The organism is Micromonospora sp. NPDC048040 (genome assembly GCF_055587185.1).
On the sequence record NZ_JBVJGT010000029.1, the window covers coordinates 63162 to 77212 of the forward strand.

Below are 14051 nucleotides of genomic sequence, written 5' to 3' on the forward strand. Positions count from 1 at the left end.
CTACCCCCCAGCCGTGGCGCCGCGGCCGGGACACCCGGCCGCGCGTGGTCAATCAGCGACTCTATCCCGCCGCTGCCGGCCCACCGTCGTACGCCCGCGGGCGGCGTGGCCCGGCGGGCTGCCGCACCGCCGTCGGCGTCCGGCCCGGCCACCCCGCCCGACGGGCGGTGGGGAGCCGGCGGTGTCCGGCGGGCGGTGGGGAGCCGGTGCCCGGCGGGCGGTGGGGAGCCGCCGGTGTCCGGCCGTCCGGGCACGACCGGCGTGCCGGGGCGGCTCGGGCCGGCCGGGTGTCGGGGGCGGTTCGTAGAATCCCCGGATGGCTTCCCCCACCGACCTGCGCACGTCCGACGCCCTGGAGACGCTGCGCCGGGTGTTCGGCTACGACGCCTTCCGCGGCTTCCAGCAGGAGGTGATCGACCACGTGGTGGCCGGCGGCGACGCGCTGGTGCTGATGCCGACCGGTGGCGGCAAGTCGCTGTGCTACCAGATCCCGGCGCTGGTGCGTGACGGCGTGGCGGTGGTGGTCTCGCCGCTGATCGCGCTGATGCAGGACCAGGTCGACGCGCTGACCGCGGTCGGCGTGCGGGCCGGCTTCCTCAACTCGACGCAGGACCTCGACGCCCGCCGCGCGGTGGAGCGGGCGTTCGTCGGCGGCGAACTGGACCTGCTCTACCTCGCCCCGGAGGCGCTGGGCACCCGCCCGGTGCAGCAGCTGCTCGACCGGGGCCGCATCGGCCTGTTCGCCATCGACGAGGCGCACTGCGTGTCGCAGTGGGGGCACGACTTCCGCCCCGACTACCTCGCCCTGTCGATGCTGCACGAACGCTGGCCGGACGTGCCCCGGATCGCGCTCACGGCCACCGCGACCAGCGCGACCCGCGCCGAGATCGCCACCCGGCTGAAGCTCACCGACGCCCGGCACTTCGTGGCCAGCTTCGACCGGCCCAACATCCAGTACCGGATCGTGCCCAAGCGCGAGCCCCGCAAGCAACTGCTGGGCCTGCTGCGCGACGAACACCCCGGCGACGCCGGCATCGTCTACTGCCTGTCCCGTGCCTCCGTGGACAAGACGGCGGAGTTCCTCACCGCCAACGGCATCGCCGCGCTGCCCTACCACGCCGGCCTGGACGCGGCGACCCGCGCGCGGAACCAGCAGCGCTTCCTGCGCGAGGACGGCCTGGTGATGGTGGCGACCATCGCCTTCGGCATGGGCATCGACAAGCCCGACGTCCGCTTCGTCGCCCACCTCGACCTGCCCAAGTCCGTCGAGGGCTACTACCAGGAAACCGGCCGCGCCGGGCGGGACGGGCTGCCGTCGACCGCCTGGCTGGCGTACGGGCTGCAGGACGTGGTGCAGCAGCGCAAGATGATCGAGACCTCGGAGGGCGACCTCGCCCACCGGCGCAACCTCGCCGCCCACCTCGACGCGATGCTGGCGCTCTGCGAGACGGTCCGCTGCCGCCGCGCCCAACTGCTCGACTACTTCGGCGAGCAGGCGACGGCCGCCTGCGGCAACTGCGACACCTGCCTCGACCCGCCGGAGTCGTGGGACGGCACCGTCGCGGCGCAGAAGCTGCTGTCCACGGTGTTCCGGCTCGACCGGGAACGCAACCAGCGCTTCGGCGCGGGGCACTGCGTCGACATCCTGCTCGGCCGCACGACCGACAAGGTCACCCAGCACGGCCACGACTCGCTGACCGTGTTCGGCATCGGCGGCGAGCTGCGCGAGGCCGAGTGGCGCGGCGTGGTGCGGCAACTGCTCGCCGAGGGGCTGCTGGCGGTCGAGGGCGACTACGGCACGCTGGCCCTGACCGAGGCCAGCGCGGAGGTGCTGGGCCGCCGCCGCACGGTGATGATGCGGCGCGAGCCGGAGCGGGTCGCCTCGCCCCGGGCGGCCAAGCCGCGGGGGGCGGCCACCGTCGTGGCCGACCTGTCCCCGGCGGCCACCGGGGTCTTCGAGCGGCTGCGCGCCTGGCGGGCGGCCACCGCCAAGGAGCAGGGCGTCCCGGCGTACGTGATCTTCCACGACGCGACGCTGCGGCAGATCGCCACCGACGCGCCGGCATCCCTGGCGGAGCTATCCGGGGTCAGCGGCGTCGGCGAGAACAAGCTCGCCAAGTACGGCGAGCAGATCCTGACCGTCCTGGCCACGGAGCCGGCGGCCGGTTGAGCCACCGGCCACTCGACTGAAGCTGCCGGCGACGGGGTGCGCCGGGCGCGACGATCGGGTCGGGAAGCAGAGCCTCCCGACCCGATCGCGGTTACTCGCCGCTGCGGCCCGGCGGTCCGGATCAGCCGGCGGCGTCTGCCTCAGGGCTGAGGCGGAACACCTCGTCGGAACGGGTGTAGTACAACGTGTGCCCGTCGCGGGCGAAGGTGTAGTTGGTGATCCCGTTGGCCAACCGCCGTGGCTCCAGTGTCGTCGGATCGACCTGGAAGAGGTTGCCCCGGCTCAACGCGTACAGGGTGCCGTCCTCAGCGAACTCGAGGTCCGCGCTGACCCAGACGGCGGCCCCCTGCCACAGGTACGGGGTGAGCTGGGTCTTGCGCAGCACCTGGCCGGTGGCCGGGTCCAGCTCGTACAACCGACCCATGTCGATCGCCCAGAGGTTGCCGTTCGGGGCGACGGTCAGGGCGGTCACGGCCTCGACCTCCGGGCTGAGCGTGATCTCCCACAGCTTGGCGGCGCGGGTGGTGTCCCAGGCGAAGATCTTCGCGGTCCGGTCCGTCGGCGTGGAGCCCAGCCCACCGTGGACGGAGGTGCCGGCGAAGAGCACCTGGCCCGCCGCGGCCAGCGACACGATGCTGTGGCCCGGAACGACATCCCGGTGCGTGACAAGTTCCCCGGTCTGCGGGTCGTACAGGCCGAGGACCCCGCCGAGCTTGCCGTAGGAGGGGACAGTGCCGAAGGCCACCCGGTCGCCCACGGACGCCCAGGCGAACGGCCGGTCCTGCTCGAGGTGCTCCAGGGCGCCGATGTGCTCGGGGTTGGTGGTGCCGTCCCACTGCCGGCTCGGGTCGTACCGGTACAGGTTGGCCCGGGTGTACGTCCCGAGGTAGAGGTCGCCGTCGTGGGCCAGCATCCCCTCGACCTGCCCGACGTGCCCGCGCGGCAGCTGCTCGGTGGTCCCCGTTGCCGGGTCGTACGCGGAGACACCCTCGTACATGTAACCGCCGGTGTAGATCCGACCGTCGGGTCCCCGGCCGATCGACTGGATCTTGATCGGCGCCGTCTCCACGTCGGCCTGGCGGATGTCGTGCTTTCCGGTCACCGGGTTGTAGAGAGCCAGCTCGCCGGTCTGGTACATGAACGCGAGCGTGTTGCCCGGGAAGTCTGCGCTGCCCAGGTGCACCCAGCCGAAGTCCCGCGCCGGTTTGAGGTCCTTCATGCCCGTCCCCCGCACCTTGCCGGATGTGAGGTTGTAGGCACGCAGTTCACCGGCCGCGTCGATGTAGTAGACGTCCCGCTGCGGCCCGGGCTCCGACACACTGCCGAACGAGGTCGGCCCGAGATCGGTGGCCCACTCACCCCGCTTCAGGTCGTAGGCGAGCAGGTGGTTGCCCGGGGTGACCCGGGCGAACATCGTGTCGCCCCGGATGTCGAGGAAGTAGACGAACTCGTTGTCGCGGTGCTCGGCGGGAAGTTCGATGGTGCGCCGGGTTCCGGTGCCGGGATCGAGCACGACGATGCGCGGCTTCGAGCTGCCGAGGCCGGCGTAGACCAGTCCGTCGGCGACGGCGACGCTGCGCACGTACGCCTCCTCCGAGACGCTGCCGTAGCTGGTGAAGTCACCGGTGGCGGGGTTGAAGCTGAACACCTCACCCTTCGGGTAGGTGCCACCCCAGACGATGCCGTTCTCGTCGACCTCCAGGTCCCACAGGTACATGGCGTTCGGAGTGGCCCGGCCCAGCGACTCCAGCTTGGCGGTCGACGGCGACCAGCGGTAGAGCGCCCCGTCGTTGTAGGCACCGACGTATACCGAGCCGTCGCCGCCAGTGATGACTGTCCATGATCCCTGTGCGCCGGCGGGCAGGGAGACCGCGTGCCTGAGATCGCCGGACGCTACGTCGATCACCTCGAACCGGGCGGGCGTACCCGTGGTGACGGCGTAGATCTCCTCGCGACCGTCGGGCCCCACGCCGTACGCGGTGTCGAGGATGTTGGCGGCCACCACCGGGTGCCCGATGGAGGTCTCGGTCCGCGGCACAGCGCGCCGGAAGGTGACGTCGTCCCAGGTGACGCTGGTGACGTCGCCGGTGGACGAGTAGAGCAGGATCCGGGCGGTGGCCGTCCCCACGGGGGTTGTCGCGGTCACCGCTTCCCAGGCCCAGGCCGTCGGGTCGCTGTAGGAGATGCGGTGCGAGCTGCTGGACAGCTGCCGGCCCGCCGCGTCGTAGTAGTAGACGACGATCGACGGAATGCCCTGCTTGACGAGCACCCAGGCCCCGAAGTCGTACCTCTGGTCAGCGATCACCGGCACCGGGTCGCTGAGCAGGCCAAACTGGCCGGTGTTGCTGCGATCCTCCATGGAGAGCGCCTGCGACCCGCCGCGCGTCGGCGATGCGACAACGCTGAAGCCGCCCGTCCCGTATCTTTGGGTCCAGCCCGGAATTGCGGTGGCCGGGGCAGGATCCTCGAATCCACCGTTCCGCACGACCGAGTCCACGGTCAGCGGCTGGACCGGCGCAGCGGCGAGAGCCCCGCTACCCGTTGACGCCATGAGGACACCGGCCGCTATGGCCAGGCGCAGTTTCCGCATCGATATGAGCAAGTCGACCTCCGTCAGGGCGGTGGCGTGAAGGAGAGATTCGCGGCTGTCGACGGCTTCCCACCCGCCATCAAGAGGCCGCATTACGGCCTTGACCGTATATCGAACGCGTCGGATGTCAAGACCCTGACGCAGTCGGGCGCGACAGCCGGCCGCGGGCCCCGGCGGCGGCCCGGTGGGCGTGAGCCGGTGGCCGTGCCACCGGCGGCTCGGGGGCCCGGAAGAAGGCAAGGGCCCGCAAGGGGCCGTTCCGGCACGGAGCAGAGACGTCCGGACTGGGCGTCCTGGCCGAGCGGCCGGCTGCCGGCTGAGCGGGCCGGCCGGCCGCCGCCGACAGCGGGGTCAGTCCGCCGCCGGCGGGGCCTTCGCCTCGCCGCCGAGGGCGGCGAGGACCGCCTCGGCGGTGCGCCGACCGACGCCGGGCACCTCGGTGATCTCCTCGACGGTGGCGGCGGAGAGCCGCTTGAGCGAGCCGAAGTGCCGCAGCAGCGCCTTGCGCCGCACCTCGCCCAGGCCGGGGACCTTGTCCAGCGCCGACTCGGTCATCCGCTTCGAGCGCCGCTGCCGGTGGAAGGTGATGGCGAAGCGGTGGGCCTCGTCGCGCACCCGTTGCAGCAGGTAGAGCCCCTCGGACGTGCGCGGCAGGATGACCGGGAACTCGTCGTCGGGCAGCCAGACCTCCTCCAGCCGCTTCGCCAGGCCGCAGAGCGCCACGTCGTCGACGCCCAGCTCCGCGAGGGCCTGGGCCGCCGCCGCGACCTGAGGCGCACCGCCGTCGACCACCACCAGCTGCGGCGGGTACGCGAACTTGCGCGGCCGGCCGGTGGTCGGGTCGATCAGGGTGCCGACCCGCGGCTCGTCGGACCCGGCCTGCCCGGCCGGGGCGTCGGGGTCGTCGGCCGGCTCGACGCCCACCTCACCGGTCTCGGCGCGGGCGTCGAGATAACGGGCGAAACGGCGGCGCAGCACCTCCGACATGGCGGAGAGGTCGTCGGTGGCGCCACGGATGATGAACCGTCGGTATTCGCTCTTGCGGGGCAGCCCGTCCTCGAAGACGACCATGCTGGCCACCACGTCGGTGCCCTGCATCTGCGAGATGTCGAAGCACTCGATGCGCAGCGGCGAGGTGCGCATGTCGAGCGCCTCGCTGATCTCGTCGAGGGCCTTGCTCCGGGTGGTCAGGTCGCCGGCGCGGCGCAGCTTGTGCCGCGCGAGGGCGTCCTTGGCGTTGCGCTCGACCGTCTCCAGCAGGGACCGCTTGTCGCCGCGCTGCGGCACCCGCAGCGTCACCCGGCTGCCCCGGTGGCTGGAGAGCCAATCGGCCAGCGCGACGGCGTCGGCGGGCAACTCCGGCACGAGCAGCTCGCGCGGCACGTCGGCCTCGCCCTGCTCGCCGCCGTAGACCTGCGTGCAGAAATGGTGCACCAGGTCGCCCGTGGTCAGGTCCTCCGTCTTCTCCACCACCCAGCCGCGCTGGCCCCGGACCCGGCCGTCGCGGACGTGGAACACCTGGACGGCCGCCTCCAGCGGGTCGTCGGCGAACGCGACCACGTCGGCGTCGGTGCCGTCGCCGAGCACCACCGTCTGCTTCTCCATCGCCCGGCGCAACGCGGCGATGTCGTCGCGCAGCCGGGCCGCCCGCTCGAACTCCAGTTGCTCGCTGGCCTCGGTCATCTCCCGTTCCAGCTTGCGGACCATCGTGTCGGTGCGGCCGGCCATGAACTCGCAGAAACCGTCGACGATCTCGCGGTGCCGCTCGGGGGTGACGCTGCCGACGCACGGCGCCGAGCACTTGCCGATGTAGCCCAGCAGGCAGGGGCGGCCGACCTGGCCGGCGCGCTTGAACACCCCGGCGGAGCAGGTGCGGGCCGGGAAGACCCGCAGCAGCAGGTCGAGCGTCTCGCGGATCGCCCAGGCGTGCGAGTAGGGCCCGAAGTAGCGCACCCCCTTGCGCTTGGCACCCCGCATCACCTGCAGGCGCGGGAACTCCTCGTCGAGGGTGACCGCCAGGTACGGGTACGACTTGTCGTCGCGGTAGCGGACGTTGAAGCGCGGGTCGTACTGCTTGATCCAGGTGTATTCGAGCTGGAGCGCCTCGACCTCGGTGCCGACCGTGACCCAGTCGACCGACTCGGCGGTGGTGACCATCTGCTGGGTGCGCTGGTGCAGGCCCCACAGGTCCGCGAAGTAGGAGTTGAGGCGGCTGCGCAGGTTCTTCGCCTTGCCGACGTAGATCACCCGGCCGGTGCCGTCGCGGAACCGGTAGACCCCCGGTGACTCCGGGATCGTGCCGGGCGCGGGACGGTAGGTCGAGGGGTCAGCCACGGCAGCAAGCCTAGTCCGCGCCTCCGACACCCCCGGGAGGAGCGCGGGCGCCGCCCCGCCCGCCCGGTGGACGACCCGCCGGCGGCATGGCCGGCGTCCTGGTGCTGGAGCGGTTCCTGCCGCCGGCCGCCCTCGGGGAGCCCCGCCGGCCGGCCGTCGATGGTCGACGCGGACGCCACGACGGGATGACGGCGGCCGACGACCCGGTGGGGTCGCCGGCCGCGGTGCGTCCGGTCAGGCCAGCGAGATCTGGTCGCCCGTGACCTTGATGTTCTTCGGCGGGAGGGGCTTGGTGGCCGGGCCGCCCTTCACCGAGCCGTCCTCGATGGAGAACTTGCTGAAGTGGCAGGTGCAGTTGATGGTGCCGCCGTCGACGTTCGACACCGGGCAGCCCTGGTGGGTGCAGATCGGGTCGAAAGCCTTGAACTGCCCTGCGGTCGGCTGGGTGATCACCACGCCCTGCGCGGCGAACACGGCGCCGCCGCCGACCGGGATGTCGGCGGTGCGGGCCAACGACTGCGCACCCGCGCGGTCGCCGCCGCCGGCGTCGCCGGTGCTGGGCACCGCCGGGCCGCCGCTGGTCGGGGTCGCGCCGCCGCCGGAGTCGTCGCTGCCGCAGGCAGCCAGGACCACCGCCGCGCCGACCGCGCCGGCGCCCGTGAGGAGGGCGCGCCGGGTCTGCGCCGCCGGCCCGGTCAGCTCCTGCTCGTCACTCATGCCTTGCCTCTCTCTCGGCTGCCGCCGCCCAGTGATGATCCGCGGCCACGCTCGGGTACACGCAACACTGTGCCCGACGGTTCACCCGATCGGCGAGCGCCGGGCTGGCCGGACGGGCCCGACGGCCCGCCCGGTCGGGTGCCGGCGCGCCTCAGCGGGCTCCGGCCGGGACCTTCCGCGCGCGGGACTTCGCGCCGTTGGCCTTGGCCGCCCGGGAGGTGGCCGCCACCGCGCCCTTGGCCTCGCCGTCGAGCTTGAGCACCTGCCGCAGGAACTGCCCGGTGTGGCTCTCGGGCACCTCGGCGACCTCCTCGGGGGTGCCGGTGGCGAGCACCGTGCCGCCCCGGTGACCGCCCTCGGGGCCCATGTCGATCAGCCAGTCGGCCGACTTGATCACGTCGAGGTTGTGCTCGATCGTGATCACCGTGTTGCCCTTGTCGACCAGCCCTTCCAGCACCATCAGCAGCTTGCGGATGTCCTCGAAGTGCAGGCCGGTGGTCGGCTCGTCGAGGACGTAGACCGTCCGGCCGGTGGAGCGCTTCTGCAGCTCCGAGGCGAGCTTGACCCGCTGCGCCTCGCCGCCGGACAGCGTCGGCGCGGGCTGGCCGAGCCGGACGTAGCCCAGGCCGACGTCCACCAGCGTCCTGAGGTGCCGGTGGATGGCCGGGATCGCGGAGAAGAACTCCGCCGCCTCCTCGATCGGCATCTCCAGCACGTCGGAGACGGTCTTGCCCTTGTAGTGGACCTCCAGGGTCTCCCGGTTGTAGCGGGCGCCCTTGCAGACCTCGCACGGGACGTACACGTCGGGCAGGAAGTTCATCTCGATCTTGATGGTGCCGTCGCCGGAACACGCCTCGCAGCGGCCGCCCTTGACGTTGAACGAGAACCGGCCCGGACCGTACCCCCGGACCTTGGCCTCGGTGGTCTCCGCGAAGAGCTTGCGGACGTGGTCCCAGACCCCCGTGTAGGTGGCCGGGTTGGACCGCGGGGTACGCCCGATCGGCGACTGGTCGACGCCGACCACCTTGTCGACGTGCTCCAGCCCGGAGACCCGGGTGTGCCGGCCGGGGACCAGCCGCGCGCCGTTGATCTGGTTGGCCAGCACCGCGTAGAGGATGTCGTTGACCAGCGTGGACTTGCCGGAGCCGCTGACCCCGGTGACCGCGATGAGCTGACCCAGCGGGAACGACACGGTCAGGTTGCGCAGGTTGTGCTCGCGCGCGCCGTGCACGACCAACTCCCGGCCGGCGGTCTGCGGGCGACGCTGCTGCGGCGTCGGGATGGACCGGCGGCCGGACAGGTACGCCCCGGTCACCGACTCAGGGTTCTCCAGCAGCGCCGGCACCGAGCCGCTGTGCACGATCTTGCCGCCGTGCTCGCCGGCGCCCGGGCCGATGTCGACGATCCAGTCGGCGGTGCGGATGGTGTCCTCGTCGTGCTCGACCACGATCAGCGTGTTGCCCAGGCCGCGCAGCCGGACCAGGGTCTCGATGAGCCGGTGGTTGTCCCGCTGGTGCAGCCCGATCGACGGCTCGTCGAGCACGTAGAGCACCCCGACCAGGCCGGAGCCGATCTGGGTGGCCAGCCGGATGCGCTGCGCCTCGCCGCCGGAGAGGGTGCCGGCCGGGCGGTCCAGGGAGAGGTAGTCCAGGCCGACGTCGAGCAGGAACTTCAGCCGGGCGTTGATCTCCTTGAGCACCCGCTCGGCGATCATCTTCTGCCGGTCGGTCAGCTCGATGCCGGCGAGCAGGTCGGCGGCCTCGCCGACCGACAGGTTGCAGACCTCGGCGATGCTCTTGCCGGCCAGGGTCACCGCGAGCACCTCGGGCTTGAGCCGGGCGCCGCCGCAGGCCGCGCACGGCACGTCCCGCATGTAGCCCTCGTACTTCTCCCGCGACCACTCCGACTCGGTGTCGGTGTGCCGGCGCTCGATCCACTGCACCACGCCCTCGAAGCCGGTGTAGTAGGAGCGCTCACGGCCGAACTTGTTGCGGTAGCGCACGTGCACCTGGTCGTCGGAGCCGTGCAGGATCGTCTTCTGCGCCCGGGACGGCAGGGCCCGCCACGGGGTGTCGACGTCGAAGTGCTCGGCCTCGCCGAGGGCCTCCAGCAGGCGGAGGAAGTATTCCAGGTTGTGCCCGGTCGACCAGGGCTGGATGGCGCCCTCGCGCAGGCTGCGCTCGGGGTCGGGGACGACCAGCTCGGGGTCGACCTCCTTCTTGGTGCCGATGCCCGTGCACTCCGGGCACGCCCCGTAGGGCGCGTTGAAGGAGAAGACCCGGGGCTCCAGGTCCTCGATGGCGAGCGGGTGGTCGTTGGGGCAGGCCAGGTGCTCGGAGTAGCGCCGCTCGCGCTCCGGGTCGCCCTCGGCCAGGTCGACGAAGTCGAGCAGCACGAGGCCGTTGGAGAGGCCCAGGGCGGCCTCGACCGAGTCGGTCAGCCGCTGCTTGGCGCTCGGCTTGACGGTGAGCCGGTCGATCACCACCTCGATGGTGTGCTTCTCCTGCTTCTTCAGCTTCGGCGGCTCGGTGAGCGGGTGCACCACGCCGTCGACCCGGGCCCGGGCGTAGCCCTTGGCCTGGAGCTCGGCGAAGAGGTCGACGTACTCGCCCTTGCGGCCGCGCACCACCGGCGCGAGCACCATGAACCGGGTGCCCTCGGCCATGGCGAGGACCCGGTCGACGATCTGCTGCGGGGTCTGCCGGGAGATCCGCTCGCCGCAGACCGGGCAGTGCGGCTCGCCGATGCGGGCGAACAGCAGCCGGAGGTAGTCGTAGACCTCCGTGATGGTGCCCACCGTCGAGCGCGGGTTGCGCGAGGTGGACTTCTGGTCGATGGAGACGGCCGGGCTGAGGCCCTCGATGAAGTCGACGTCCGGCTTGTCCATCTGGCCGAGGAACTGCCGCGCGTACGACGACAGCGACTCGACGTAGCGGCGCTGCCCCTCGGCGAAGATCGTGTCGAAGGCCAGGCTCGACTTGCCCGACCCGGAGAGCCCGGTGAAGACGATCAGGGCATCCCGGGGCAGGTCGAGACTGACGTCACGCAGGTTGTGCTCGCGCGCGCCACGGATGATCAGTCGGTCGGCCACTGTCCGTGTACTCCCGGGTGAAGAAGATGAGGCGGAAATGTCCGCTCTGAGGCTGGTCTGAGCGGTTGTCTGCGCACAGGAAAGGCGCCCCGGCAACTCTAGCCCCGAGGTACGACACTTTTCCCCGCCGGCACATTCCCCCAGCTCAGCCCGGTCGGCCGCGCCGCCGGCCACCCCTGACACGGGCCGAGCGCCCACGGCGAAGCACCCGCCGCGAAGCACCCGCCGCGAAGCACCCGCCCGCGAAGCACCCGCCCGCGAAGCACCCGCCCGCGAAGCGCCCGCCCGCGAAGCGCCCGCCCGCGAAGCGCCCGCCCGCGAAGCGCCCGCCCGCGAAGCGCCCGCCCGCGAAGCGCCCGCCCGCGGCCGGTCGAGCGCCACGCGCCGACCGGCCGCTGTCGCGACGACCCCGTCAGGGGCGGGCGGCCCGCCGGCGGGCGGAGCGCCAGCCGCCGCGCCGCTCGGCGGCCAGCCGCGCCTCGCGCCGCCGGCTCTCGTACGCCACCTCCCGCTGCAACCGGCGCCAGCTCTCCCAGCGCCGCGCCGGCAGCTCACCGTTCTCCAGCGCCTCGCGCACCGCGCAGCCGGGCTCCCCGTCGTGCCCGCAGTCGGCGTACCGGCAGCCGGTGGCCAGCTCGGCGATGTCGGCGAACGCCCGGTCCAGCCCCGCCGAGCCGTCCAGCAGGCCCACGGCCCGCACCCCCGGGGTGTCCAGCACCGCCCCGCCACCGGGCACCGGGACCAGCGCCCGCCACGTGGTGGTGTGCCGGCCCTTGCCGTCGACGCGCCGGATCGCCTGGGTGGGCATCACCACGGCCCCGGCCAGCGCGTTGACCAGGCTCGACTTGCCGGCACCGGACGGGCCGATCAGGCCGAGCGTGCGGCCGGGCACCACCTCGGCGCGCAGCGGCTCCAGCCCGGTGCCGTGCTCGGCGCTGACGGCCAGCACCGGCACCCCGGGGGCGACGGCGGTGAGCTGGCGTGCCACCGCCTGCGGGTCGGCCGCCAAATCGGCCTTGGTGAGCACCACCAGCGGCCGGGCGCCCGACTCGTGCGCCAGGGACAGCAGCCGCTCGATCCGGCCGATGTCCGGCTCCGGGTGCACCGGCTCCACCACCGCGGCGGCGTCCAGGTTGGCGGCCAGCACCTGGCCGCTGGCGTCCTTGCCGGCGGTCCGCCGGACCAGGGCGGTGCGCCGCGGCAGCACCGCCTCCACGGTCACGTTGCGGTCCGGCCAGGTGCCCAGCAGCACCCAGTCGCCGGCGCAGGGCAGGCGGGTCAGGTCCCCGGCGGCGGCGGCCAGGACCGCCCCGCCCAGGGTGGCGCGGACCGGGCCCTCCGCACAGAGCACGGTGCAGACGCCCCGGTCCACCCGGGCCACCCGGCCCGGGCGGTGGTCGCTGCGCCGTCGTACGTGTGCCGCCCGGTCGGCGTCCCAGCCGAGGGCGGTGATATCGATGGTCATGGCATTCCTTATCGGTGTCGGAGCGGGTGGTGCACGCGTGCTGCGACCGGCAACGTCACCACCTCCTCCCCGACTTCCGGTGCCGCGTCCGACGCCGACGGTAGGGCGCGCGACGACGCGCCGAAAGCGATTTCCCCGGCGACTCGGGGCGGCCCGACGGTTAGGGTCGGTACGTGACCACTGATCCACTCCTGCTGACCGGCGAGGTGGACGCGGCCACGGACCGCCTGCTGCGGACCGCGGCCACCTTCGACGGTGCGGACATCGCCGCCGCCTCCCTGCTGCCCGGCTGGACCCGCGGGCACGTGCTGGCACACCTGGCCCGCAACGCCGACGGCTTCGTCAACCTGTTCACCGCGGCCCGCACCGGCGAGCCCGTCCCGATGTACGCCTCCGCGACGGCCCGGGAGGCCGACATCGAGGCCGGCGCTCCCCGGCCGCCCGAGGCCCACCTCGACGACCTGCGCCGCTCGGCCGACCGGTTCGCCGAGGCGGTCGCGGCGATGCCCGTCGAGGCGTGGGCGGGCACGGTCCAGACCCGGCGCGGCCCGTGGCCGACGGCCATGCTGGTCTGGGGCCGGCTGCGCGAGATCGAGGTGCACCACGTGGACCTCGACGCCGGTTACCGGCCGGCCGACTGGCCCGAGTCGTTCGGCCACCGGCTGCTGCACGAGGTCGCCGGCGACCTCGCCGGCCGCGCCGACGTGCCGCCGATGCTGCTGCGCTTCGACGGCAGCCGGCACGAGCTCGTCGTCGGCGACCGCTCGGCCGCGCCCACGGTCGCCGGCTCCGCCCCGGAACTCGCCGCCTGGCTGATCGGCCGCAGCCCCGGCACCGTGCTGGCCGTCACCCCCGACGGTCCCCTGCCGCAACCACCGGAATGGATATAGCCAGACCATGACCTACAGCGGAGACGTCACGCCCGGCGGTGCGCCGGCCGTACGCGAGCTCGACGCGCTCACCATCACCAAGGTGTCGGTGGGCCCGATGGACAACAACGCCTACCTGCTGCGCTGCCGGGCCACCGGCGAGCAGGTGCTGATCGACGCGGCGAACGAGGCCCCGCGCCTGCTCGACCTGGTCGGCGACGCGGGGCTGGGCACCGTGGTCACCACCCACCAGCACATGGACCACTGGGTGGCGCTGGAGGAGGTGGTCGCCAAGACGGGCGCCCGCCCGCTGGTGCACGCCGACGACGCGGCGGGGCTGCCGATCGAGGCGGAGACGCTGGCCGACGGCGACACCGTGCCGGTGGGCGACTGCGCGTTGGAGGTCATCCACATCAAGGGGCACACCCCCGGCTCGATCGCGCTGCTCTACCGCGACCCGGCCGGGACGCCACACCTGTTCACCGGCGACAGCCTCTTCCCCGGCGGGGTCGGCAACACCGACAAGGACCCGGAGCGGTTCGCCGCGCTGATCGACGACGTGGAGCACAAGCTGTTCGACCGGTTGCCCGACGACACCTGGTTCTACCCCGGCCACGGCAAGGACAGCACGCTCGGCGCGGAGCGCCCGGCGCTGCCCCAGTGGCGCGCCCGGGGCTGGTGAGCACCGGCGGGGGGGGGGGGGGGGGGGGGGGGGGGGGGGGGGGCTTGGGGGGGGGGGGGGGGTCGCCCTCGCCCCACCCACAAAAATAACAAACAACACCCCCCCCCACCCCCCCCCTCCCTCCCCCACCACG

The 14051-nt window shown here is 73.0% G+C and carries 8 protein-coding genes; 3 read left to right on the forward strand and 5 right to left on the reverse strand.

All coding sequences use genetic code 11. The features are described from left to right. Positions 1 to 316: 316 nt before the first annotated feature. The gene (gene recQ / locus ACZ6O2_RS24010; protein WP_466024348.1) at positions 317 to 2170 is read left to right on the forward strand and encodes a DNA helicase RecQ; all 1854 of its coding nucleotides are present in this window, start codon (positions 317 to 319) and stop codon (positions 2168 to 2170) included. A 121-nt stretch (positions 2171 to 2291) separates the two neighbouring features. On the opposite strand, the gene ACZ6O2_RS24015 is transcribed toward recQ, so the two are convergent. From ACZ6O2_RS24015 to rsgA, 5 genes are all read right to left on the reverse strand, one after another. Continuing rightward, a complete protein-coding gene (locus ACZ6O2_RS24015) occupies positions 2292 to 4529 on the reverse strand; it encodes a hypothetical protein (protein WP_466024349.1) in 2238 nt (745 codons plus the stop codon). A 582-nt stretch (positions 4530 to 5111) separates the two neighbouring features. Next, on the reverse strand, positions 5112 to 7094 hold the full coding sequence (gene uvrC, locus ACZ6O2_RS24020) for an excinuclease ABC subunit UvrC (protein ID WP_466024350.1): 1983 nt from the start codon (positions 7092 to 7094) through the stop codon (positions 5112 to 5114). Positions 7095 to 7328: 234 nt separating this feature from the next. Then, positions 7329 to 7811, reverse strand: a complete 483-nt coding sequence (locus ACZ6O2_RS24025; RefSeq protein WP_350709170.1) for a Rieske (2Fe-2S) protein — start codon at positions 7809 to 7811, stop codon at positions 7329 to 7331. A 151-nt stretch (positions 7812 to 7962) separates the two neighbouring features. Continuing rightward, the gene (gene uvrA / locus ACZ6O2_RS24030; protein WP_466024351.1) at positions 7963 to 10902 is read right to left on the reverse strand and encodes an excinuclease ABC subunit UvrA; all 2940 of its coding nucleotides are present in this window, start codon (positions 10900 to 10902) and stop codon (positions 7963 to 7965) included. A 412-nt stretch (positions 10903 to 11314) separates the two neighbouring features. Further along, positions 11315 to 12367, reverse strand: coding sequence for a ribosome small subunit-dependent GTPase A (rsgA, locus tag ACZ6O2_RS24035; RefSeq protein ID WP_466024352.1), 1053 nt, complete (start codon positions 12365 to 12367; stop codon positions 11315 to 11317). Positions 12368 to 12540: 173 nt separating this feature from the next. On the opposite strand from rsgA, the gene ACZ6O2_RS24040 reads away from it, so the two are divergent. Both ACZ6O2_RS24040 and ACZ6O2_RS24045 read left to right on the forward strand, forming a co-directional pair. Then, the gene (locus tag ACZ6O2_RS24040; RefSeq protein WP_466024353.1) at positions 12541 to 13257 is read left to right on the forward strand and encodes a maleylpyruvate isomerase family mycothiol-dependent enzyme; all 717 of its coding nucleotides are present in this window, start codon (positions 12541 to 12543) and stop codon (positions 13255 to 13257) included. Between the two features lie 7 nt (positions 13258 to 13264). Further along, a complete protein-coding gene (locus tag ACZ6O2_RS24045; protein WP_350709178.1) occupies positions 13265 to 13918 on the forward strand; it encodes an MBL fold metallo-hydrolase in 654 nt (217 codons plus the stop codon). The last annotated feature ends 133 nt before the right edge of the window (positions 13919 to 14051 follow it).

What these genes read in the sequence shown, in the direction of transcription:
- rsgA (WP_466024352.1), bottom strand. Translation starts at nt 12,367, where the DNA reads ATGACCATCGATATCACCGCCCTCGGCTGGGACGCCGACCGGGCGGCA.
- ACZ6O2_RS24045 (WP_350709178.1), top strand. Translation starts at nt 13,265, where the DNA reads ATGACCTACAGCGGAGACGTCACGCCCGGCGGTGCGCCGGCCGTACGC.
- ACZ6O2_RS24015 (WP_466024349.1), bottom strand. Translation starts at nt 4,529, where the DNA reads ATGGAGGATCGCAGCAACACCGGCCAGTTTGGCCTGCTCAGCGACCCG.
- ACZ6O2_RS24025 (WP_350709170.1), bottom strand. Translation starts at nt 7,811, where the DNA reads ATGAGTGACGAGCAGGAGCTGACCGGGCCGGCGGCGCAGACCCGGCGC.
- recQ (WP_466024348.1), top strand. Translation starts at nt 317, where the DNA reads ATGGCTTCCCCCACCGACCTGCGCACGTCCGACGCCCTGGAGACGCTG.